Origin of the sequence: Methanosarcina mazei S-6 (assembly GCF_000970205.1) — an archaeon.
GTDB classification, from domain to species: domain Archaea; phylum Halobacteriota; class Methanosarcinia; order Methanosarcinales; family Methanosarcinaceae; genus Methanosarcina; species Methanosarcina mazei.
This window is the reverse complement of record NZ_CP009512.1, coordinates 2,946,645-2,968,189: the sequence shown is the minus strand read 5'-3', so window position 1 is coordinate 2,968,189 and position 21,545 is coordinate 2,946,645. Positions and strand designations below refer to the sequence as shown.

Here is a 21,545-nt window from a genome sequence, read left to right as displayed (position 1 = left end):
TTTCACCATAATGTTTCACTTAATCATTCGTAGTGAGATATTCAGAAAGTTCAAAAAAGAAGTAAATAATGAGGCAATCGGGCTGATTTGAGGTTAGATGCCTGCTATAAAGTGTGAGTTTATATGCAAAAATTTGTTTTTATTATGAAATAATGCATAAAAATTAAAAGAATATAGAATCTTTTCGAGGAAAGCAGGGAGTAATTCACAGACGAATACAGGAACCTGAGGCGCATGCAACTGTTATTGCAAAAATAAAAACAATTTAAAGAATCTCTTTACTGCTAACTTCATTTGTAGTGGTTGCATGAGAGCTTTTTCAAAAGCCTTTAGGAAAAAAGAAATACAAAAAGAACCTATTTTTCGTTTAAATTGTCTTTACTCAAATTTAAGTATTATTTATTAATACTTTTTGGAGTCATTATATGCTTCAAATTTGATCGAAAGAGGTTTATATGTATATTTCAATCTATAATTTATACAGTTTATATACTCTGAAAGGACATCTTCAAATTCTGTATATGAAATCGCAAAGCAAAAAAGTTATAAAATAGAATTCAAGAATTGCGAAAAACAATTTTTATCGATAAATTTAATTCGAGAATTCAGAACCCGGTTTTATTCATAATTATTCATTATGAATCTGTGCTTTTCTTTTATTTGCAACTGGAGGAAGAAGAGCAGTAAAACATGATGAGCAGGCGGAGAATGGGGCATTGGGATAAAGACTCTTTCTTCTGTTATCTATATATACAAGTTCGTCTGGGGCTTCGAATAAATCTTTTTCAAATTTCTGATGAAAACAGCTTATTTAAAATAGCTCTTACACAAAAACTAATCTTATAATCATTGATACTAAAAACGACTATATTCTAAAAGAAAACGGAAGAGGTAACATGTGTATAGCAATTCCTGGTAAAATGACGGCTATTGTGGATGAAAATACAGCAACTATTGACATGGGCGGGATCTGCAGAGATGTAAATATGGCACTCATGGGAGGTGCAAAGGAGACTATGATTGGAAAGCATTTCCTTGTACATGTTGGATATGCGATATCTGAGATTTCGGAAGAAGAAAGTGAAGAAACCATGCGCCTTCTCAAGATTATGGCCGGTCTCGAAGAAATTGACTCCCTTGAAAGTGAATCTCAGTGAAAGTGGACGCTGATAATATGGAAAACGGAAAATCTCTTTCAAAAACAGCGGTTTCAGACATAGAAAAGAAACTCCTTGAAAGGATTAAAGGTTCTGAGGTATCACTTCGTATTATGCATGTCTGTGGAACGCACGAAAGAACCATAGCAAAATACGGGTTAAGAAGTGTGCTTCCTCAGTATATTGAAGTAATAAGTGGTCCCGGCTGCCCTGTCTGTGTCACTCCTGAAAGAGATATTGACATTGCAATTGCCCTCGCAAAGAGCGGAGCAACTGTGGTCACTTTCGGGGATATGATGCGAGTACCTGGCTCTTCAGACAGCCTCCTGAACGCAAAGTCTGAAGGGGCGGATGTAAGGATGGTTTACAGTATAGATGATGCAGTTGCCCTTGCAGGAAAAAAGCCAGATCTGAAAGTAGTCTTTTTCGGGATAGGTTTTGAGACCACAGTCCCTGCAAACGCGGCAGCCCTTTTGCGGAAGGATCTACCTGACAACTTCAGCCTCCTTGCTTCTCAGAAGCAGACTCCTCCTGCAGTCAATCTTCTTGCCAGTGATACCAATGTTGATGCTTTTATAGCACCAGGGCATGTGGCAACCATAATAGGCACAGAACCTTTCGAACCGCTTGCAAAAAAGGGCTTTCCTGTTGTTGTTAGTGGATTTGAAGCCGCAGATATACTTCTTGGAATAAACATCTTACAGATGCAGGTAGAGAAAGGAATCTCAAGGGTGGACAACGGATATCCCAGGGTCGTAAAGCCAGAAGGAAATACAATAGCCCTGAAAATGATGGATGAGGTATTCAAAACTTCTGACTCTGAGTGGAGAGGTATAGGAAATATAGAAGATTCGGGACTCGTCCTCAGGGAAGAGTTTGAAGAAAAAGACGCTGCGAAAATACATGAAGATCTTTATTCTGCTTCTCTTGCAGAGATAAAATCGAAAGCTGAAGGAAAAGATAAAAAACGCTGCATCTGTGCAGCTATCCTGACAGGAAAAGCAAAACCTTCCCAGTGTCCTAACTTCGGGAAAGAATGCACTCCAAAAAAACCAGCGGGTCCCTGCATGGTAAGTCAGGAAGGTATGTGCTATAACTGGTATAAATATTCTCGAGAAGGAGGTAGTAAAAATGCATGAACTTTCCATTGCCTGTGAAATCTTTGAGCAGGTTAAGGTTACTGCCGAAGCTCACGGAGCCACAGAAGTCAAACATGTGACTCTTCAAATGGGAAGGCTGTCCCATACGAATCCTGAACAGCTGAGTTTCTGTTTTAAGACTCTTGCAGAAGGGAGTATTGCTGAAAATGCGGATCTCATCGTAGAAATGGTGCCTCCAACCCTTGAATGCGAATGCGGATACACAGGAACTATAGACCAGGAAAGGATACGGGAAAGCAACGAACTGACAAGTGAACTCCTTGCTTATATAGCAGCTATGGACTGCCCTGTGTGTGGAAAACAGGCCCATATTGCAGGCGGCAGGGAATTGATCATAAAGAGCATAGAGATTGAAACTGAAAACGAAAATGAATCGCAGCGGTAAAAAATAATAAGCAACCCTGGTGATGTTTATGTTAATGCATGTAATCCATATGGGACATGATGTTTACAAGGCAAATGACAAAATTGCCGAAAAGAACAGAAAAACTCTTGACAAACACGGTGTCTTCTCAGTAAATGTTATGGGAGCAATAGGGTCAGGAAAGACCACTTTGATTGAAGAGGCTATCAGGCACCTTAAGGATAAATACAGAATAGCCGTTGTTGCAGGCGATGTTATTGCAGAGATGGACGCTTCCCGTTTTAGAAAGCTGGATGTTCCGACAATCCCTGTAAATACCGGAAAAGAGTGCCACCTGGATGCGAAGCTTGTAGAAAAGGCTCTGGGTGAGATAGACCTTGATAACACTGATCTCCTGATTATTGAGAATGTAGGCAACCTTATCTGCCCTGTGGACTTCAAGCTGGGAGAACACCTGCGGGTTGTGGTTGTGAGCGTCACGGAAGGAGACGACATTATCCTCAAGCACCCCATGATTTTCAAGACTTCAGAGCTTGCTGTCATAAACAAGGTTGATATTGCACATGCAGTTGATGTTGATTCCGAAAAGATGAGGGACGACATCCTTTCCTTAAACCCTGAAGTGCCGGTGATCCTTACATCAAAACACGACTGGGAAAGCCTTGAAACATGGATAGGTTTCATCGAGAGCGGACTTGAAAAACGCACTAAATAAACTTAATAGAGTCTTACGAGGATAAAGGAGCTTTAGATGAAATCCAATACAATTTCTCTCGAACACGGCGCCGGTGGAGAGGTAATGCAGGCGCTTATAGGAGATATTATTCTCAAAAACTTCCGTAATAAAAGTGCAGGTTCTATAGGCCTTGACAGCCTTGATGACGGGTCCACAGTCAGACTTGAGAACTTTAACTCTTCTTCCGAACTTGTGCTGACAACGGACAGCCATGTGATAACTCCTGCTTTTTTTCCTGATACGAATATAGGCAGGCTTGCTGTTGCAGGTACAATCAATGATCTGACAGTCATGGGAGCAAAACCGCTTGCACTCACCTGTGCAGTCATAATGCCTGAAGGTTTTCCAGTCCATGATTTTGAAGAGATTATAAAAACAATGGACCAGACTGCTGCGGAGGCTGGAGTGCCCATAATCACAGGCGATACGAAAACCGTGGAAAAGACCGCACTTGATTCAATCATCCTTAACACCGCAGGTCTCGGGATTACGGACAGCCCTGTAAGAGACTCAGGTCTTAAGCCAGGAGACAGGATCATCGTTACAGGCACCATAGGGGATCATGGGATCTCTCTTATGGCCCACAGGGAAGGTTTTGATTTTGATACTGACCTTGTTTCTGATTCCGCTCCCCTGTGGAAGTTAATAGAACCGGTCCTTAAACTCCGGACTCCTCAGGGAGAGCCTGTAATAACGGCTATGAAAGACCCTACCCGCGGGGGGCTTGCAAACGCTCTTAATGAAATGGCAGAAAAATCCGGAGCAGGAATCCTGCTTGAAGAAAGCCTCATCCCTTACAAGCCTGCAGTGACTGCAGCCTGTGAGATGCTGGGTCTTGATCCTCTCGAAGTTGCAAATGAAGGAAAAGCAATTATAGGGGTCAAAGCCGGCTTTGAAGAAGACGTACTTTCAATTCTCAGGCAGCACCCCTACGGAAAGGATGCAGCCCTTATAGGAGAGGTCACTGATGAAAACAAAGGAGAGGTAATCCTGAGGAACCGTTTCGGTGGGATGCGTTATGTGGACGTGCCTGCAGGAGACCCGATTCCGAGAGTCTGTTAACATAATGAGAAGACACAATGAGAATATACTGACAGATTTTATTTCTCCCAACTTCTATTTTTCCCGGGTTGATTTATTCAAACTTCTACCCGGGACCCTAAAATCACAGGTTTTTCCTTTAAGTTTCAATATATGTATAAATCTAGATCTCTCTAATTATCTAGATCTCTCTAATATAGATTCATCTAGACTGGATTTTTTTGACTAACTTTATTCACTCAGGCGGTTTGGTTTCATTTTTTCAGTTCTGAGAAATTCTGTAATCAGACTCTTATATGTATTATTTATCTATTCACATCTTTGGCCAATTCATCTATTCACCTCTTTGGTCATGCATTTATTATCTATTCGAATTTCAGTATTTATGCTGAAAGTAAGTTTTACAAAGAACATATAGAGGTTGAATAAGTAAGATTGAATCAGCGAACAGGTGTAAATTGAATAGTATAGAGTGAATCAGCGAATAGAGTATGATTGAATAGTACAGATTGAGTAGAGAATAAGAGACCGAATAAGAGTACAGGAGATCAAATTATGAGAGTAAGCACAGATCGAATGAGAGTAAGCACAGATCTAATGAGAGTAAGCACAGATCCAATGAGAATAAGCATAGATCGAAAGAATAAGCATAGATTGAATGAGAATAAGTACAGATTGAGTGTATAAAATAGTAATATTATATTGTAACTGAAACTATCCAGGAATTTGCCTCATATAATATTTTATCCGTATAATCTACTGTTCCTTCACTCCGGAGATTTCTACTATTAAGAGTTTTTATTCCCATTGTAATTTAAACCGGGATATTTATATCGAAAATATTTATCTTAATAACTATATGGAAGTAATATTTTCTTCAAATTTCACACTTTTTCATTACACGGATAAAAGTATGAAATATTCATTTCTTTTTAATCATATTTTCAAATTTCTCTAAAACTAGAATCATTTTCTTTCTAATATATAACAGGATATGTTTTATCTTTATAATGTATCAAAACTTAGAAAATCTTTCCTGAAGGATATACTGCAGCTTTTATAGTAAATTTTCAAAGCCACATTGTTCTGGACGTACTGGACTGAATATTTTATTAATTTTAAAAAAGTAGCTTTATTTTAGCTTCTATAATAAAGGCATTTCTTTATTTTATTTAAATGTACCACAATATATTTAAAGATAAATTCTATGTCGTCATGCATGTTCTTCCCAACCTCTGGATTTTTTGTCCTTTTTTCTCCAGCGACACCTGAGATTGTTTTTTTTTGACGATTCAGGCAATTATTCATATTAGTAATATAAAAGTGGGAAAAAAATCACCATGTTTAAATATGGCTATGATAGATTAACAGTTGGAAGCGTAGATATTATATATTTCTACGTTGTTTGGGCATTATTATCTTGTTATAATTTTAATTTAAGGGCTTATAATTATTCTGGGCATTTTTTGTCCTAAATATTTTGTATGTCCTTACATGTTCCGGAAACTACTCGGTTGGATCAAAAATCAATATCGTAAGCCTTGAACTGTTAAAAACGTACACTCCTAACAAAGCTTATTGAGTTTGATTTTATTCTTCAAGTGCGTAAGTCCCAACAGTATAGGTCAAAGGTAAATCGATAGGAGGAAATAGGTCGGAGGATACGTTGTATGATAGAAACAACAGTAATGCTATTAATCGCAGTACCCCTACTTTTTTCGTTTTTATTCCTGGGTCTTGGCAAAAGTATGTACAAAGTTCTTGCCTGGGCTTTCTTTGTATTTGGGGTAATTGCTTCAGTTCAGTTAGTTCGGGATGGTGTTGGTGTTTATGAAATAACTGGACCAGATTTTGCAATGTTAGAAAATGTTGTCCTTGTACTCGAAGTACTGGTTATACTATTCATTCTTGCTGTGTCAGCAAAATACAAAAACTGGCCTACACTTGTACTCGGAATAATTTCAGCAGCTGTATTTGCCTACACTTTTACTAATGCTCCGCATGCTGAAAGCGCTGTTTTTAATATTGATCAATTTTCTCAGGTAATGATATTAATTGTCAATATAGTCGGTACTGCGATCATACTATTCGCAACCGGTTATATGGATGAATATGAAGAACACAGGCATTTAAACAGACAGAGAACATTCTATTTCACAATGAGTTTCTTCCTGGCATCCATGAACGGTCTTGTCATGGCTGACACTCTCGGATGGCTGTTTCTCTTCTGGGAACTGACAACTCTTTGTTCATTCGTCTTGATCTCATACAACATGGACCAGGAAGGAATAAACAATGGTTTCAGAGCTCTGGCTTTAAACCTGGTTGGTGGAATTGCTTTATCTGTAGGCATAATTATTCTAGCTCTAAATTATGATATAGGCACCCTTTCCGGAATTGGAATTTACGCTGGAACTGATGCAACAGCGATGGCCGCTGTAGCCCTTCCCGTTGCCTTACTCTGTATCGGAGGCTTTGCGAAATCCGCTCAGATGCCCTTCCAGAGCTGGCTCCTGGGTGCAATGGTAGCTCCAACTCCGGTTTCTGCCTTACTGCACTCAAGCACAATGGTTAATGCCGGTGTGTTTTTAGTCGTCAAACTTGTACCAGCTTTTGCGGGCTCAAGTCTCGGTACAGCTATTGCAGTTTACGGAAGCTTTACCTTCGTCATGTGCTCGGCTTTAGCCTTATCCCAGAGAAACGCAAAAAGAGTTCTCGCTTATTCTACAATTGCAAACCTGGGATTAATTATCGCAAGTGCAGGAATTGGTACACCTCTGGCTGTAGCTGCTGCAATTATGCTTATCCTGTTCCACGCAATATCCAAAGCTCTTCTCTTCCTCTGCACAGGTGAAATTGAGCACACCATAGGAAGCAGAGATATTGAAGACATGGCAGGGTTAATTAAAAAGGCTCCATATCTCACAACCCTTGCAGCGCTGGGAATGGTATCCATGCTGTTGCCTCCTTTTGGTGTGCTGCTCACAAAATGGGTGTCGATGGAAGCTGCTTCTAACAACCCTATTGTGATAGTCTTCCTTATACTCGGAAGTGCACTCACAACAGTGTATTATGCTAAATGGCTCGGAACAATCCTGTCCTCAACCATGGATAAATATGCAGTTCACAACAAGAGAGCGGAAACATATTTCCCACTTTCAGTCCTCGGGTTTTCAATTGTAGTTTCAAGCGTTCTTGTGTTTTCAATATATGACTACTTCATCAAACCTCAGGTTGAAATACTGCTCAATACTGCTCCTGCTATTTCAGGAGAAGCCGGACAATTCACCTCTGAAATAGGGGCATTTGCTTATGCAGCAATATTCGCAGTGCTTGCTCTGGCTATTATCCTCTATCTCGCTACAAGAAGCATGTTCACTCCACGTATGGCTGGATATTACATGTGTGGAGAAAACAACATGGAAAGGGACAAATTAATGTTCAGAAATGGGCTTTGCACCTACGATAAAAGTAATGTCTCCAATATATATCTCCAGAACACTTTTGGAGAAAATAAACTTACAACGCTTGGATATGCAATTTCCATAATTCTTATTGTAATTGCATTGGCAGGAGGGGTACTATAATGGTAGCTATGAACGATGTTTTGCTAGCTATTCTTGTTCTGATTGGTGCTCCTATCATAGGCTGTTTAGCTTCGGGGATTGACAGGAAAATCACTGCAAGACTGCAGGGTAGAGTCGGTCCACCTCTTTTACAGCCGTACTATGATGTCAGGAAGCTCATGAGTAAAGAAAACATGATCGTAAACGGCTCTCAGAACTTTTACGTAGTCGTGTACCTGGTCTTTATCATTCTGAGCCTCTTGATGTTAATATTCAGGGCAGACATGCTGATGATAATATTCGTATATACTGTAGCTTCTCTGGCTCTTATTGTAGGAGGTATGAGCACCGGTTCTCCATATGCCAGAGTAGGAAGTTCAAGGGAGATCATGGCTATACTTTCTTATGAGCCGGTTTTGATTTTATATGCCCTTGCAATCTACCTGGTCACCGGCACTTTCAAAGTATCCGCGCTGTTAGAAGCATCCACTCCTCTGCTGATATATACGCCTCTTTTATTCATAGCAATGATAGTTGTTCTGAATATAAAATTGAAAAAATCGCCCTTTGATTATTCAACCTCTCACCACGGTCACCAGGAACTGGTTAAAGGTATGACAACCGAATATTCAGGGCCAGGATTTGCCACAATTGAGATTGCTCACTTCTATGAATACGTGTTCTTAACCGGACTAATATTCTTATTCTGGGCATCAACTCCAATAATAGGTTTGCTTCTGGGTATCATTGCTTTCTTGCTGGTAATCGTAATAGACAATATTACTGCAAGAGTTTACTGGCAATGGATGCTCAAATTGAGCTGGACATTCCTGTTAGCAATTTCACTTGTGAACATAGTGTACCTGTACGTAAGTGGAGTAAAATTAGTGTGAAAGAGGGCTATTTATGAGTTTAGCAAAATCACCATGGATCATACATGTGAATTGTAACAGCTGCAATGGCTGTGACATTGAGGTAGTAGCCTGTCTTACCCCTTTATATGATGCTGAAAGATTTGGCGTTTTAAATATCGGTACTCCCAAGCAAGCTGATATAATGGTAGTTACAGGCTCTGTAAATTATAAAAATGTCAATGTACTCAAAAATCTTTACAACCAGATCCCGGACCCGAAGGTTGTTTTAGCTGTCGGTGCCTGTGCATCTACTGGTGGGATATTCCATAACTGCTATAATGTTATAGGCGGAGTGGACCAGATAATACCCGTAGATGCATATGTTCCCGGGTGCTGTCCAAGGCCCGAAGCCATACTTGACGGCGTAGTAGCAGCACTTTCAATACTTGAAAATAAGAAGAAAGGGAACATCAAAGGAAAAGAAGTACCATTGAAAGGAAAAGAGGTGCCATCGAATGCTTAAGAATGAGGTAGAAATTAAAAGTAGCGAAGAGCTGCTAAAAACCGTAGAGCAATTAAAAAAGGATGGCTATCGAAACGCTACTATGATATGCCTGAAAGCTAACGATGGTCATGATTTGATCTATGTCTTTGAAAAAGATTATAAACTGAAAAACCTGAGGTACTTTTTGAAACCAGGTGAGAAGCCCAAGAGTATATCAGGCATTTATCTAGGTGCACTCTTGATCGAGAATGAGTACCAGGATCTCTTCGGATTGACTTTCGAAGGTTTAGCAATAGACTATAAAGGCTACCTTTACTTAACGCCAAACAGTCCGAAAGCTCCTTTAGCCTAAAGCAATTTGAGAGGAGAATCATATGACAACTGTAATACCTTTTGGTCCTCAGCACCCCGTTTTACCCGAACCGGTAGCGTTGAAACTTGAGCTTGACGACGATATTGTTGTTGGAGCACTTCCTTCAATAGGCTATGTGCACAGAGGGCTTGAGAAGTTCATAGACACAAAGGACTATGTTCAAACAACATACATTTGTGAAAGAATCTGTGGAATATGCAGTGCCCTCCATGGTATAACTTATACACGGGCAGTTGAGAAATTATTCGATTTAGAACCCCCTGAAAGAGCTCAGTATATCAGGGTAATAGTTGGTGAACTCAATAGACTCCACAGTCACCTTCTCTGGCTTGGTCTGTTTGCTGATGGTTTTGGATTTGAAAGCCTTTTTTATGAATGCTGGAAGTACAGAGAAGGAGTACAGGATGCAGCGGAAAGAATCTGTGGAAACAGGGTTATACACTCAATATCAAAGGTCGGAGGAGTTACCAGAGATTTGACCAAAGAACATACTGATATGCTTCTGAAACTGTGCGATACACTGGAAGACCAAGTTAAAAACATTGAAAAGGTGTTCGTAAATAATTACACCGTTAAGAAAAGAACTAAGGGATTAGGTGTAATGTCAAAGCAGGTAGCATATGAGTTGGGAACTGCCGGTCCTACATTGAGAGGAAGCGATAACGCCATTGACGTAAGAGATATAGATGACTGGGCAATTTATAAGGATCTCGGTTTTAAGACAGCTGTGGAGAAAGACGGAGATTGTTACTCAAGAACTAAAGTAAGGATCAACGAAGTACTTAATTCTATTGAAATAATAAGAAATGCAATCTCCAGGCTGCCTAATGGCGACATTTCAGTACCTGTAAAGGGCTTCCCTACCGGTGAAGCAATTATGAGAACAGAGCAGCCCAGAGGTGAAGTTGTATATTACGTGAAAGGTAACGGTACTAAAAACCTGGAAAGGCTTAAAATTAGGACTCCTACCTTTGCAAACATACCTTCACTGCTAGTAATGCTCCCAGGCGTAAAACTCGCTGATGTTCCTATAATTGTACTCACTATAGACCCCTGCATTAGCTGCACTGAAAGATGAAGTGGAAGGGTGATTAAAATGGGTATGCTAAACCTTGTATTATCAAACATTTCTCATAAACCGGCTACCAGACTTTATCCCTTCGAGATAAGGGAAACTTATAAAGAGTTTAAAGGAAGGATTGTTATCAATCCTGAAAACTGTATCCTCTGCGGGCTATGTCAAAAGAAATGTCCACCGGATGCGATTACAGTTACCAAAGCAGACAAAACGTGGGAAATCAACCTGTTCCGGTGTATTATGTGCACAGAGTGCGTTACTGGTTGCCCGAAAGACTGCCTATCAATATCCAATGAAAGGCCAAAAACCGGTGCGAAAGAAACTGTTAAAGTAGTGGTTCCGATAGTAGAGAAACCAAAAGCGGCATCAAAAGCAGCGTCTCCAAAATAAAAATTTCATTTAAATTTTTATTTTTCTACTGGAATCAACGTTATTTTTTCAGTTTTCCGGTTAAAAACAATTTTAAGTTCCCAAGTCTAAAAAATAGTTTAACAGGGGAATTTTATTCTGATAAATTCCCCTGAAAACTATCTGGATAGGAAAAGATAAATTCAGATTTTGTATTTTTTTACACAATATCTTTTCTCGCGATTTCAGAACATTTAGGCTTTTTTGTTTCTTTTTTATGTTCTCCATAAATAAGATCATTTTTCAGCTTCAGGTGCCTGTAGTTAATTTGCTGGCATTCTTTCTGAATGGGCTGAATTGCACTTCAATTCTTTCAATCCAGTGCTGCTCTCCTTTTGAAGTCACTCGTATACAGATGAGAACCTGTATTGTTACTGTCATTGGTATCTATATTATCGGGCTCTCCTTTTGAAGTCACCCGTATACAGATGAGAACAGAAGTACTAGCTTCGCCGGATGTCTGACTGCAGATCTCAACTTGATGGAGATGCCAGTTATTAAACCAGGGAATTATTTACACGGAAATAGTTCTTGAACTAAGTGAAATGCAATCCAGAGCGGCAACGTGAAATAAGGTAGATACATGTTCTTTTTTAAAATAGGGGGTTACTTCTATATTCTTTTTGCCCGTATTCTTCTATCAGACTATGAGAAACTATTGTAATATATTAAATAGAAAATACTCTCATAATGTAAAAAAACTACAAATTATTTTAACAGATTTTTTATCTATTTCCGCCAAGAACACTTTTATAAAGATGGTAAGCAAATTCTTTCTGATAAATATATTGGAGGTTGAAACGATTACTCAGGAAACTATAAAAGTCGAAGGTATGTCCTGTGGGCATTGTGTTATGAGGGTTAAAAAAGCAATTGAAGATGTACAGGGTGTAAAGAAAGTAGACGTCAGCCTTGAGAACAAACAGGCTGTTGTCGAATTTGATGAAGAGAAAACAGATGTTGAGAAAATAAAGGCTGCAGTCCGAGAAAGCGGGTATGAACCAGCTTGAACTGGAATTATGTGTCTGAGTTTTATTGATCCTGAGACATTTTATTTATCCGGCTCGAGGAATTCCATTATATAGTAAAAGGCACAGATTTTTATAATATGGGTGAAGCGCCTGTTTAAAAAGCAGCTGATGATCCGGGGGTGAAGACACGGGGGAGACAACATTTGTAGTGGATGACATGATTTGCAAGTACTGTAAAGACACGGTTACCAGACTTATTACCTCTATTAGCGGGGTTTCATGTGTAAATGTGAATGTACCGGAAAGGACGGTAAACGTGACTTATGACAGCCGGATAACTGATGCACACGTCATCAGGATGACCCTGCTCGAAGCGGGTTATAAAAATGTAAGAGAGCCCATGAACGCTTTTTAAGCGCCAGGGAAGTCTGAAAAAACTGGATAGGCGGCATATCCGATGGAACTTGCGATAGGAGTTTACGGCATGACCTGTGGTCACTGCCAGAAAAGAGTAGCGGATGCTATTGCTTCACTTGATGGTGTAGAATCTGTAGATGTCAATCTCGAAGCTGAACGTGCATATGTTAATTTTGATCCTGAAAAATTAAGCCCTGAAGATATTATGGAAGCCGTCCGAAAGGCTGGCTATTCTACAGAACGCGAAGGGGAGACTGAAGAAGATAAAGAAAAAGTCCTGACGGAAAGCTCAGAGCCTGCAATGGAAGAAGAGAAAGCAGGACAGGTTTTAGACTCTGCTGATAAGGGTCTGGAATATGAGGATAAGGCGCAGGGAAGTTCTCAGGCATGTCCCCTCACAGAAACCTGCAAAACGGCAGAAGAAAAAGTCTCCCGAATTTCAGGTCAGAAAGAAGGGCTTAAAGAAATCACTCTCGGTGTTTCCGGGATGACATGTTCGGCATGCGCCCTGAATATTGAGAAAGTCCTGAAGAAAGAAAACGGAGTGGATTCCGCAACCGTTAATCTGGAACTTGGCAGGGCAAATGTTAGCTTTGATCCTTCTCTTATTTCCCCCGGGCAGATTGAAGAAGCTATCGAGTCCATCGGGTATAAAGTTGAGAAAGACAGGGTAACCCTTAACCTCCAGGGGATGAGCTGCGCATCCTGTGCTGCAAACATTGAGAGGATTCTCAATAAAACCGAGGGTGTAATCTCGACTTCCGTAAATTTTCCCCTCGAAAAAGCCGTTGTGGAATTCGATTCAAGCCGCATATCTGTCAGGGAGATTATTGCTGCAGTCCAGGGAATAGGTTATGGAGCATCAGTGCAGGCTGAGACTGTAGAATATGAAGATAGGGAACAGATCTCAAGGGACGCTGAGATCCTCAAGCAGAGAAATAACCTGATCATTGCCCTCCTCCTGGGGATCCCCGTATCTCTCGGAAATATGAGCATGATGTTCCCGTTTCTCTCTTTTGTTCCAGACATCTTTTCCAATCACACCGTGCTTTTCATCATGTCCACTCTTATTCTCCTCTTTCCGGGCAGGCAGTTTTTTGCAGGCACTGTTAAAGGCTTCAGGCACGGCGTAACCGACATGAACCTGCTGATTGCCGCGGGGACAGGGTCGGCTTATCTTATCAGTGTAGCAGCAACTTTCCTTGACCTGGGTCCAGGATATGACGTTCTCTACTACGATACCGTGGCTTTTCTGATTATTTTCATTGTCTTTGGCAGGTATCTCGAAACACGAGCCCGGGGCAGAACCTCAGAAGCTATCCGAAAGCTGATGGGGTTAAGGGCTAAAACCTCAAGGATCCTTGTAGACGGTGTGGAAAAAGAGGTCCCTGTTGAAGAGGTAGTAGTCGGAGATATTGTTATTGTCCGTCCGGGTGAAAAAATACCTGTTGACGGAATTGTGGTTGAAGGAAGCTCTGCAGTGGACGAGTCCATGATCACAGGAGAGAGCATCCCGGTTGAAAAAGGCGAAGGAGATACTGTTATTGGGGCTACCATTAACAGAATGGGATCTTTCAGGTTCAGGGCTACCAAAGTGGGGGCTGATACCGCCCTTGCCCAGATCATCAGACTTGTAGAAGCAGCTCAGACAACCAAGGCTCCTATCCAGAGGATTGCAGATGTCTTTGCCGGAAACTTCATCGTAACCGTACATATAATTGCTCTTCTGGCTTTTTTCTTCTGGTTTTTCTTTGGTTACTGGTTCTATGGGGTAGGAGAGTCCGAAGCTCTCAGGGGCACCAGCCCTTTCCTCTTTTCCCTGCTTATAGCTATCACTGTTCTTGTTATCTCCTGCCCGTGTGCAGTCGGGCTTGCAACCCCTGCAGCCATAATGGTCGGCACAGGCAAAGGGGCGGAAAACGGAATTCTTATTAAAGGAGGAGAAGCCCTTGAAAGAGCACATAAACTTGATACCATTGTTTTTGACAAAACGGGGACTCTTACTGAAGGCACCCCTAAACTGACAGATATATTTGCAGTTTCCGGACGTGAGGAAAAGGAGGTACTTTTTACTGCTGCATCGGCTGAAAAAGGGTCTGAACATCCTCTCGGAGAAGCTATTGTAAGAGGGGCGGAAGAACAGGGAATCAGCCTTGCAGGGGCAAAAAATTTCCGTTCTATTCCGGGAAAAGGAATAGAGGCCTATCTCGAGGACAGGAGGGTTCTGCTGGGCACCCGCAAGCTTATGGAAGAATATTCAATTTCTTTTGACGGTCTTGAAGCCGAGATGCGCAGGTTTGAAGAAAACGGGAAAACTGCAATGCTTGTAGCTCTAGGGGATGAAGCTATGGGGCTGGTTGCAGTTGCAGATACTCTGAAAGAGAATTCTAAAGAGGCAGTGGAGACCCTGAAGAATATGGGCATTGAAGTGGTTATGATAACCGGTGACAACTCCATTACAGCCGGGGCAATTGCATCGGAGGTCGGAATCTCAAGAGTACTTGCCGAGGTTCTGCCAGAAGACAAAGCAAACGAAATCAAGAAGCTCCAGAGCGGAGGCAGGCTTGTTGGAATGGTAGGCGACGGGATAAATGATGCCCCTGCCCTTATACAGTCGGACGTGGGGATCGCAATGGGAGCAGGCACGGATGTGGCAATGGAATCCGCAAAAATTGTGCTTATTAAAAATGACCCCATAGACGTGGTAGCAGCCCTTCGCCTGAGCAGGCTTACCATTCGTAAGATCAAGCAGAACCTTCTCTGGGCTTTCGGGTACAATACAATAGGCATCCCTATTGCAGCCGGAATTCTTTATCCTTTTTTTCACAGAGTTCTTATTACGCCTGAACTGGCTGCTGCTTTTATGGCATTAAGTTCGGTTTCGGTGACAACCAATTCCCTTCTGATGAAAAGAAGCAGGATTAAGTAAGTTCAGGACTGATTTTATGACTTCCGCTCAATGTCGGTGATAATATGGTAAATTTCGAATCCAAAGACAAGAACCGGGCCGTGTTTCTATTAAGTGTTGCCACTTCCGTGGTGCTGATGAGCCTTTTCCTGCTCGGGACCCTGTTAGCTAATATTTACTCAGGAGAAACATCCTATACTCTGGTAGACGTTGTTATGGGTTGCATTTTCGTTTTTATTATTACCATAATTATCTCACTGTCCCTCTGGCCCAGGGTGTTGGACTGGCTTGAAAACAGAGAACAGGTGAAAAAGTCAGAATTATAATATTTTACAGGCAGGTGATTTATTTATAAAAAAGTTTTCTGAACGTAATGGTTTATATACCACGGAATTGACCTTATGCCATGAATAACGGAAGCATGAGATCAAACATTAAAGAAGGATTAAACGTGGGAATCGTTTTAAAACAGGACCAGAAGACTGGGAAAATAACTCGTGGAGTTGTGAAGAGAATTTTAACCAATTCTTCGACCCACCCTCATGGGATCAAAGTCCAGCTGTCCGATGGGCAGGTAGGCAGGGTTAAGGAAATCTATTAAAATTCTGAGATCCATTAAAACCAGCCAGTCATTTTTCAATATCCCAAAAACCAGTCACTTTTTTAAGGATTAAACTGGAGTTTTCGCAGCCTCAGTTTCTATCAGTTTCTCTTTCTCAATTCTTAGAAGCCTGAAAGAGAGGAAAACTACAAGATATATTATTGCGGCTGCGATAAGGAAGGCTATAACTCCAAACTGCGTATACAGGAAGCCTCCTGCAAGAAGGCCGATTATGCTTGCAAGGCTGCTCGCGCTCATTGCAAAGCCCTGAACAGATCCCTGGTATTTTTTACCCGCAAATTTGGAGAGGATGGAGAGAATAGAAGGCCACATAATCCCGTTCCCAAAAGCAAAAAACACGGCTGCAAGGTACAGAAGAAGATAGTCTCCGGATACTATAAGGATAAACTGAAGTCCCAGAATAAAACCGCCGCCAACAACCATTATAGACTCCCTATATCTTCTGGCAAGCTTTGCAAGGACCGGGCCCTGTACAAATGCCATAAGCGCACTGATTACGGAAAAATAAATACCCAGCTCCGCAGGGCTCCATTCAAGGGCAACAACGGCAAAGATAGGGAATGCGGTATAATATATATTGAAGCCCAGAAAAATAAGGAAGTAAACAACCAGCATAAAAGGGATGTACTCAAGCTTGAAGACTTCACGAAATGTTATTTTACTTCCTGCCTCAACCTGATAGCACTCTTTTTGTTCCTGCCCGAGTATTTTTCTAATCCCGGTGGATTCGGGGTATTCTTCAATGGCGCAGGGCCGGGAATCTGGGAGAAGAAAAAGTACTATAAGAGTTCCTATGATTGAAATCACCAGTGCGGCGGATACTGGCAGAATTTCGCCATAGGCTGTTGTCCCGAGAACTCCGGCAATCGCAGGACCAAAGACATATCCCAGATTTGAGGCTACGGACATTCGTCCGTAGTTTTTATTTCTTTCTTCTTCCGAGGTGAGGTCGGCAAGATAAGCATTGGCAACTGAAACATTTCCCCCTGTAGCACCGTCAAGAGCCCTCGCTAAAAAGAGTATAAGCAAAGGGAGAGTAATTGTAAATGTTCCAAGAAGATCAGACCTGACCTCTATCAGCGGGATTACTGGAAAAAACAGGGCGGCAAAAAAAATGATCCAGGCAAGCATGGTCCCAATCTGACTCAATAATAGAATCTTTTTTCTCCCATAAAGGTCAGACCACCTGCCCAGTACAGGAGCTCCGATAAGCTGGAAGGCAGGGTAAGTTGAAGCGAGTATGCCGTAGACAAGGGCATTGCCTCCATAGTCTGTTACAAGGAATACGAGAAAAGTAAGTATGATGCCAAACCCGAGGGTTCCTATAAATGTTATGGCATATAATGGAAAAAGTGCTCTGCCGCTTGCAGAGGAAGTTCCCGAGTTCTGTTCCATCGAAGGAATATATGTGTTTCTGCCCCTTATACTATTTCTCTTCCAGAATTTAAAGAGGTCCCGTGATGCCGTTTCATTTTAACCTTTACAGATACGGCTGGCTTAATTAATTGCGAATTATTTCTCCTTTCTGCAGGTTCCGGACAAGTCCATCCAGGTTACCCTGAATTTTCTTTGAGTGCAGGCGATTTGGCAGGTTTTTCAGCTTTTAAAGACTGTATGAGAAGGTTAAAGGATTTCAGTATATTAAACCGCTTTCAGCACCCCTCAATGATTATTTTATATATTCTACGGCAGATCGGAGGGTAGTGAAGGTTCAGGGTTTGTTTATTTTTTTTGTAAGGTGTGCTTCTGTTAATAAGAGATAATATGTGCACTTTCTATTCGTTATAAATTATGCAGATCTTTTATCAAGGAAAATAAAGCATTATCAAGCTTTAAAAGTATTGGCCCTGTCAGGAAACAGAACTATTGCAAAAAGTATACTTATATTCTAATTTTACAATATGAAATTCTAATCCCAAATGATTTTTCAGACAAAGCTAAACTAAAAGCTTTGAATAAATCTGCGGGAATTAAAAGATCTTTAAGAATGTGAAGGAAATAAAGGTCTTTAAAAACAAAGAATAAAGGTCTCAAAAAAGGAGAAGCTAAATCTCCAAAAAGTACTCCAAAAGCATTGAAAAAAAACCTGAATGTTAAGGGCATTTCCATCACGAAACAGCAGCTCTGTTGCACACTCATTGATGTCAACGTCCGATTTCTTTCGGAAACCTGTAGCAGAGACTGCTGAGTTATCCCGCAAAGATTACATTATGTGATCCGGGCAGGTTGTCCGGATCCACTGCGGGAATAGACCCTCAGTTAAACGCTACTCTGGCGGTGCCAAAGTTCGCGTTAAAAGGATTGACCTTAACAATAAGCATTTTTCAGGCAACACCTGCAGGGCGGATTCAGGAGTTGCCTGAAATATCTTTATTGATTTTCAATTATTTATCTACCCCTTTCTATTTTTTTCACATCTGTTGTTTACACTCTGTGTTCCACTTTCCTGCAGTTCTTTTAGCTTCTATTTTCTATTTTACTCGAAAACTCGTGAAGTCCGGAATTGCGAAATGTTCTTTATTCTTCACCTGCATCTGATTCTTTATGCCTGAATCATACTGGGAAAAGGTATCCGGGAAGAACATACCTTCAAGCCTTGATCTTTACCCTATAATTCACAACTACCTGCAGGAAGATGATGAAATTCTTGATATCGGATGTGGGTCTGGAAAAATCAGTCTTGAGCTTGCTTCCCTGGGGTATTCGGTAACAGGAATTGATATAAATTCTGAAGCGATCAGGCTTGCAGAAACTGCTGCAAGAAGCCCTGGTCTGAATCAAAAGACTGGAGGGAAGGCTGAGTTTAAGGTTGAAAATGCTTCTTCTCTTTCTTTTCATGACTCAAGTTTTGATTTTGCAGTCATGCAGGCATTTTTGACCTCTGTGCCGGACCCTAAGGAAAGATCCAGGATAATTAAAGAAGTTTTTCGAGTCCTGAAACCCGGAGCTTATCTGTACCTTGTGGAATTCGGCCAGAACTGGCACCTGAAGCTCTACAGGAAACGATACCTCCACGACTTCCCAATTACAAAAGAAGAAGGGTCTTTCCTTGCCCGTGACCCTGAAACAGGGGAGACTGAGTTTATTGCACACCATTTTACTGAAAAAGAGCTTGTGTTCCTGCTCACAGATTGCAGATTTGAAATTGATTATTTCAGGGTCAAAGAACTGGAGACGAGGACAGGGAACAAAATTCTGGGGTTTGTAATTATTGCTCAGAAACTTTAAATTTCAGGCAGCAGACAATTTTGTCAGGAGCTGAAGGGCTTCAAACCTGATATTTTTGAAGCTCGATCTTATCTTTTAAGATTTTACTCAGTACGGAACTCTTCAATCTGATCAACCTGCCCTGTCAGAATGCTGTCAGAATGGTTTATGCTACTCTATCGCTCAGATGAAGCCCGATCACTCCCATAACTACAAAGGCAAGAGAAATTAGCCTGAAGGCCGAGGAAGGTTCTCTGAACCAGAATATTCCTATAACTGTTATAAAAGCGGTCCCTAACCCTGCCCATATTGCGTATGCAATGCTCACATCCAGCCCTTTAAGGGCAAGAGTAAAGAAAAAGAAACTGATAGCATAAAATACGAAAATCAAAATCGATGGGGTCAGTTTTGAAAAGCCATCAGATAATTTCATGCAGGTTGTTCCGCAAACTTCAAACAGTATTGCAAGTAACAGAAGATAATAATAATTCATTAATAGATAATTTTATTTCTATTATTAATTATTAGCTGTTAGCCCTTTATACTTTCTTTATTTATATTCCTGATCTGCTAAGCAGTCTGTTAGTGCTGACAGGTTTATAGCCTGTAATTTATTGATCTACTTTATTTCTTTATTTTGTTATACCTGGAGAACTTCTGATTAATACATGAATATGAAAATACCTTAAAAACCATGTATTTGCCGGAAAACTCTGGAACTTTTTTGTCCTCAATATACGGTTTGATTCCGACAAATAAAGCTTCAGCCTGCCTGAAAGAGCTTTCCATACACGACGATCATTTGAGATAAATTTATATACTATGCCGGCTACGAAAATATTGGCAGTAAAAATAAAGAATCATATAATCTGTTATTAAAAACTTCATTTCTGTTTTTAATAAAAGAGTGTATAGGATCTTATTTTTATAGCACGCTAGAGGTTATCCGCTATAAGCGGAGGTGAAACAAGAGTGAGTTTTAATGACAGAGGAAATTCCTTCCGGGGGAGAGATAACAATCGGGGTGACAGAGACGGCAACCGCGGGGGTTTCAGAGGTGGCAACAGTGGTCCCAGAGAAATGTATCCTGCAGTGTGTTCTGACTGCGGTGTTGAGACCCAGGTTCCATTCAAACCTATTGAAGGAAGACCTGTTTACTGCAGGGACTGCCTTCCGAAACACCGGAAGTTCTAAGCCCGGATATTTTAAATATTTACTATTTTAAATTTATACATGGAAACCTTGATTATAATGTTTCAAATCCTGTCTATTTATTTTCAATTCAGATATCCTGTTCAATACAGCCTTTTCCTTACTTTTTTCTGAGAACTACCTCTTTGTTTTTTTATGTTTGGTAGATTAACTTTATATACGATAAAAAGATTGTAGAACTAGTAAAAATAATGAGAAGTATAATCTGTTATTAAAAACTCATTTTTGTTTTTAATATAAATTATATCCAATCATATTTTTATGAGCATGCTTATCCGCTGGACGCGGAGGTGAAACAAAAATGGGTTTTAATGACAGAAACTCCTTCAGGGGCAGAGACAGCAATCGGGGTGGTAGAGATGGCAACCGCGGTGGTTTCAGAGGCGGCAGCAGCGGCCCCAGAGAAATGCACAAGGTTATCTGTTCTGACTGCGGTGTTGAGACTGAAGTTCCTTTCAAGCCAACAGAAGGACGGCCGGTTTACTGCAGGGAATGCCTTCCTAACCACAGGAAATTCTAAATTTGAATATTCTCTTATGGGTGTTGTTCTGTAAGGCTATACAGCAACACTGCTCACTTTTTAGTCTTTGTTTTTCTCCCTGTGCTCAGGTGAAAAGCATGGAATTCTGAGATAGTGTGAACATGTTGAGCACTGAATTATACAATTATAAATATTACTGATATCCAATTATAAATATTACTGATATCCAATTATAAATATTACTGATATACAATTATACAATATTACTGATCGATACTAATAAAAAATCACGCTCCCGTAAATTTGTAGTGGAGCTCGGTCAGGATTCTTTTTGGCCGCTTTTATTAGGATCGCAGGTTGGGTGGATAGGGACCTGAAAACTTTCCCGGTTTTCTGGGAATTTAATCAATAATCACATATTTTATATTTATTAAAGATTTTTGATCTCCTATCCATTTATGAACCTTCAGACCAAAGTACCTGTA

The 21,545-nt window shown here is 40.6% G+C and carries 23 protein-coding genes; 19 read left to right on the top strand and 4 right to left on the bottom strand.

Annotation, left to right across the window (positions count from 1 at the left end; all coding sequences use genetic code 11):
• Window positions 1-896: 896 nt before the first annotated feature.
• The 16 genes from MSMAS_RS12735 (at window position 897) to MSMAS_RS12655 (ending at window position 16,139) form a co-directional block, all read left to right on the top strand.
• Window positions 897-1,157, top strand: coding sequence for a HypC/HybG/HupF family hydrogenase formation chaperone (locus MSMAS_RS12735; protein WP_011034239.1), 261 nt, complete (start codon window positions 897-899; stop codon window positions 1,155-1,157).
• A 2-nt stretch (window positions 1,158-1,159) separates the two neighbouring features.
• Window positions 1,160-2,296: a hydrogenase formation protein HypD gene (gene hypD, locus MSMAS_RS12730; RefSeq protein WP_011034240.1), complete on the top strand. Its 1,137-nt coding sequence runs from the start codon at window positions 1,160-1,162 to the stop codon at window positions 2,294-2,296.
• Window positions 2,289-2,702 (top strand): hydrogenase maturation nickel metallochaperone HypA, encoded by a 414-nt coding sequence (gene hypA, locus MSMAS_RS12725; protein ID WP_011034241.1) that lies wholly within the window; start codon window positions 2,289-2,291, stop codon window positions 2,700-2,702. The genes hypD and hypA overlap by 8 nt, the downstream gene beginning before the upstream one ends.
• Before the next feature lie 34 nt (window positions 2,703-2,736).
• Complete coding sequence (gene hypB / locus MSMAS_RS12720; protein WP_048038216.1) at window positions 2,737-3,396, top strand: hydrogenase nickel incorporation protein HypB; 660 nt, start codon at window positions 2,737-2,739, stop codon at window positions 3,394-3,396.
• Between the two features lie 36 nt (window positions 3,397-3,432).
• Complete coding sequence (gene hypE, locus MSMAS_RS12715) at window positions 3,433-4,479, top strand: hydrogenase expression/formation protein HypE (RefSeq protein WP_011034243.1); 1,047 nt, start codon at window positions 3,433-3,435, stop codon at window positions 4,477-4,479.
• Window positions 4,480-6,128: 1,649 nt separating this feature from the next.
• Window positions 6,129-8,045, top strand: a complete 1,917-nt coding sequence (locus tag MSMAS_RS12710) for an NADH-quinone oxidoreductase subunit 5 family protein (RefSeq protein WP_011034244.1) — start codon at window positions 6,129-6,131, stop codon at window positions 8,043-8,045.
• On the top strand, window positions 8,045-8,917 hold the full coding sequence (locus MSMAS_RS12705) for a respiratory chain complex I subunit 1 family protein (protein WP_011034245.1): 873 nt from the start codon (window positions 8,045-8,047) through the stop codon (window positions 8,915-8,917). Before MSMAS_RS12710 ends, MSMAS_RS12705 begins: the two co-directional genes overlap by 1 nt.
• A 13-nt stretch (window positions 8,918-8,930) precedes the next feature.
• Entirely contained in the window at window positions 8,931-9,401 is a 471-nt protein-coding gene (locus MSMAS_RS12700) for an NADH-quinone oxidoreductase subunit B family protein (protein ID WP_011034246.1), read from the top strand.
• Window positions 9,394-9,735 carry an NADH-quinone oxidoreductase subunit C gene (locus MSMAS_RS12695; RefSeq protein ID WP_011034247.1) on the top strand — a complete coding sequence of 114 codons (342 nt, stop codon included), beginning with the start codon at window positions 9,394-9,396 and terminating at the stop codon, window positions 9,733-9,735. Before MSMAS_RS12700 ends, MSMAS_RS12695 begins: the two co-directional genes overlap by 8 nt.
• 22 nt (window positions 9,736-9,757) lie before the next feature.
• Window positions 9,758-10,834: a hydrogenase large subunit gene (locus tag MSMAS_RS12690; RefSeq protein ID WP_011034248.1), complete on the top strand. Its 1,077-nt coding sequence runs from the start codon at window positions 9,758-9,760 to the stop codon at window positions 10,832-10,834.
• Window positions 10,835-10,852: 18 nt separating this feature from the next.
• On the top strand, window positions 10,853-11,224 hold the full coding sequence (locus MSMAS_RS12685; protein ID WP_048036956.1) for a 4Fe-4S dicluster domain-containing protein: 372 nt from the start codon (window positions 10,853-10,855) through the stop codon (window positions 11,222-11,224).
• Window positions 11,225-12,000: 776 nt separating this feature from the next.
• The gene (locus MSMAS_RS12675; RefSeq protein WP_048046585.1) at window positions 12,001-12,252 is read left to right on the top strand and encodes a heavy-metal-associated domain-containing protein; all 252 of its coding nucleotides are present in this window, start codon (window positions 12,001-12,003) and stop codon (window positions 12,250-12,252) included.
• Between the two features lie 169 nt (window positions 12,253-12,421).
• Complete coding sequence (locus MSMAS_RS12670; protein WP_011034251.1) at window positions 12,422-12,628, top strand: heavy-metal-associated domain-containing protein; 207 nt, start codon at window positions 12,422-12,424, stop codon at window positions 12,626-12,628.
• Window positions 12,629-12,670: 42 nt separating this feature from the next.
• A complete protein-coding gene (locus tag MSMAS_RS12665; RefSeq protein WP_011034252.1) occupies window positions 12,671-15,559 on the top strand; it encodes a heavy metal translocating P-type ATPase in 2,889 nt (962 codons plus the stop codon).
• Between the two features lie 44 nt (window positions 15,560-15,603).
• Window positions 15,604-15,864, top strand: a complete 261-nt coding sequence (locus tag MSMAS_RS12660; RefSeq protein ID WP_011034253.1) for a hypothetical protein — start codon at window positions 15,604-15,606, stop codon at window positions 15,862-15,864.
• An 80-nt stretch (window positions 15,865-15,944) separates the two neighbouring features.
• Entirely contained in the window at window positions 15,945-16,139 is a 195-nt protein-coding gene (locus MSMAS_RS12655; protein ID WP_011034254.1) for a YwbE family protein, read from the top strand.
• Window positions 16,140-16,208: 69 nt separating this feature from the next.
• Here the strand turns inward: MSMAS_RS12655 and MSMAS_RS12650 are convergent, their stop codons facing one another.
• Window positions 16,209-17,555 carry an MFS transporter gene (locus MSMAS_RS12650; protein ID WP_011034255.1) on the bottom strand — a complete coding sequence of 449 codons (1,347 nt, stop codon included), beginning with the start codon at window positions 17,553-17,555 and terminating at the stop codon, window positions 16,209-16,211.
• A 486-nt stretch (window positions 17,556-18,041) separates the two neighbouring features.
• The gene (locus MSMAS_RS12645) at window positions 18,042-18,272 is read right to left on the bottom strand and encodes a hypothetical protein (protein ID WP_054869418.1); all 231 of its coding nucleotides are present in this window, start codon (window positions 18,270-18,272) and stop codon (window positions 18,042-18,044) included.
• Window positions 18,273-18,704: 432 nt separating this feature from the next.
• On the opposite strand from MSMAS_RS12645, the gene MSMAS_RS12640 reads away from it, so the two are divergent.
• The gene (locus MSMAS_RS12640; protein WP_011034256.1) at window positions 18,705-19,388 is read left to right on the top strand and encodes a class I SAM-dependent methyltransferase; all 684 of its coding nucleotides are present in this window, start codon (window positions 18,705-18,707) and stop codon (window positions 19,386-19,388) included.
• 145 nt (window positions 19,389-19,533) lie between these two features.
• On the opposite strand, the gene MSMAS_RS12635 is transcribed toward MSMAS_RS12640, so the two are convergent.
• Both MSMAS_RS12635 and MSMAS_RS18950 read right to left on the bottom strand, forming a co-directional pair.
• Window positions 19,534-19,860: a DMT family transporter gene (locus MSMAS_RS12635; RefSeq protein ID WP_011034257.1), complete on the bottom strand. Its 327-nt coding sequence runs from the start codon at window positions 19,858-19,860 to the stop codon at window positions 19,534-19,536.
• 131 nt (window positions 19,861-19,991) lie between these two features.
• Window positions 19,992-20,156: a hypothetical protein gene (locus MSMAS_RS18950; RefSeq protein ID WP_155395373.1), complete on the bottom strand. Its 165-nt coding sequence runs from the start codon at window positions 20,154-20,156 to the stop codon at window positions 19,992-19,994.
• Between the two features lie 183 nt (window positions 20,157-20,339).
• Between MSMAS_RS18950 and MSMAS_RS12630 the strand changes: the two genes are divergently transcribed.
• Window positions 20,340-20,561, top strand: coding sequence for a CxxC-x17-CxxC domain-containing protein (locus MSMAS_RS12630; RefSeq protein WP_048039335.1), 222 nt, complete (start codon window positions 20,340-20,342; stop codon window positions 20,559-20,561).
• 319 nt (window positions 20,562-20,880) lie between these two features.
• Window positions 20,881-21,099, top strand: coding sequence for a CxxC-x17-CxxC domain-containing protein (locus MSMAS_RS12625; RefSeq protein ID WP_015412475.1), 219 nt, complete (start codon window positions 20,881-20,883; stop codon window positions 21,097-21,099).
• The last annotated feature ends 446 nt before the right edge of the window (window positions 21,100-21,545 follow it).

Bases quoted from the DNA above. Each gene is read 5' to 3' on its own strand.
- hypA (WP_011034241.1), top strand. From the start codon at position 2,289: ATGCATGAACTTTCCATTGCCTGTGAAATCTTTGAGCAGGTTAAGGTT.
- MSMAS_RS12690 (WP_011034248.1), top strand. From the start codon at position 9,758: ATGACAACTGTAATACCTTTTGGTCCTCAGCACCCCGTTTTACCCGAA.
- MSMAS_RS12660 (WP_011034253.1), top strand. From the start codon at position 15,604: ATGGTAAATTTCGAATCCAAAGACAAGAACCGGGCCGTGTTTCTATTA.
- MSMAS_RS12640 (WP_011034256.1), top strand. From the start codon at position 18,705: ATGCCTGAATCATACTGGGAAAAGGTATCCGGGAAGAACATACCTTCA.
- MSMAS_RS12685 (WP_048036956.1), top strand. From the start codon at position 10,853: ATGGGTATGCTAAACCTTGTATTATCAAACATTTCTCATAAACCGGCT.
- hypB (WP_048038216.1), top strand. From the start codon at position 2,737: ATGCATGTAATCCATATGGGACATGATGTTTACAAGGCAAATGACAAA.
- MSMAS_RS12705 (WP_011034245.1), top strand. From the start codon at position 8,045: ATGGTAGCTATGAACGATGTTTTGCTAGCTATTCTTGTTCTGATTGGT.
- MSMAS_RS12665 (WP_011034252.1), top strand. From the start codon at position 12,671: ATGGAACTTGCGATAGGAGTTTACGGCATGACCTGTGGTCACTGCCAG.
- MSMAS_RS12650 (WP_011034255.1), bottom strand. From the start codon at position 17,555: ATGGAACAGAACTCGGGAACTTCCTCTGCAAGCGGCAGAGCACTTTTT.
- MSMAS_RS12675 (WP_048046585.1), top strand. From the start codon at position 12,001: ATGGTAAGCAAATTCTTTCTGATAAATATATTGGAGGTTGAAACGATT.
- MSMAS_RS12700 (WP_011034246.1), top strand. From the start codon at position 8,931: ATGAGTTTAGCAAAATCACCATGGATCATACATGTGAATTGTAACAGC.
- hypE (WP_011034243.1), top strand. From the start codon at position 3,433: ATGAAATCCAATACAATTTCTCTCGAACACGGCGCCGGTGGAGAGGTA.
- MSMAS_RS12625 (WP_015412475.1), top strand. From the start codon at position 20,881: ATGGGTTTTAATGACAGAAACTCCTTCAGGGGCAGAGACAGCAATCGG.
- MSMAS_RS12710 (WP_011034244.1), top strand. From the start codon at position 6,129: ATGATAGAAACAACAGTAATGCTATTAATCGCAGTACCCCTACTTTTT.
- MSMAS_RS12655 (WP_011034254.1), top strand. From the start codon at position 15,945: ATGAATAACGGAAGCATGAGATCAAACATTAAAGAAGGATTAAACGTG.
- MSMAS_RS12695 (WP_011034247.1), top strand. From the start codon at position 9,394: ATGCTTAAGAATGAGGTAGAAATTAAAAGTAGCGAAGAGCTGCTAAAA.
- MSMAS_RS12635 (WP_011034257.1), bottom strand. From the start codon at position 19,860: ATGAATTATTATTATCTTCTGTTACTTGCAATACTGTTTGAAGTTTGC.
- MSMAS_RS18950 (WP_155395373.1), bottom strand. From the start codon at position 20,156: ATGGAAAGCTCTTTCAGGCAGGCTGAAGCTTTATTTGTCGGAATCAAA.
- MSMAS_RS12735 (WP_011034239.1), top strand. From the start codon at position 897: ATGTGTATAGCAATTCCTGGTAAAATGACGGCTATTGTGGATGAAAAT.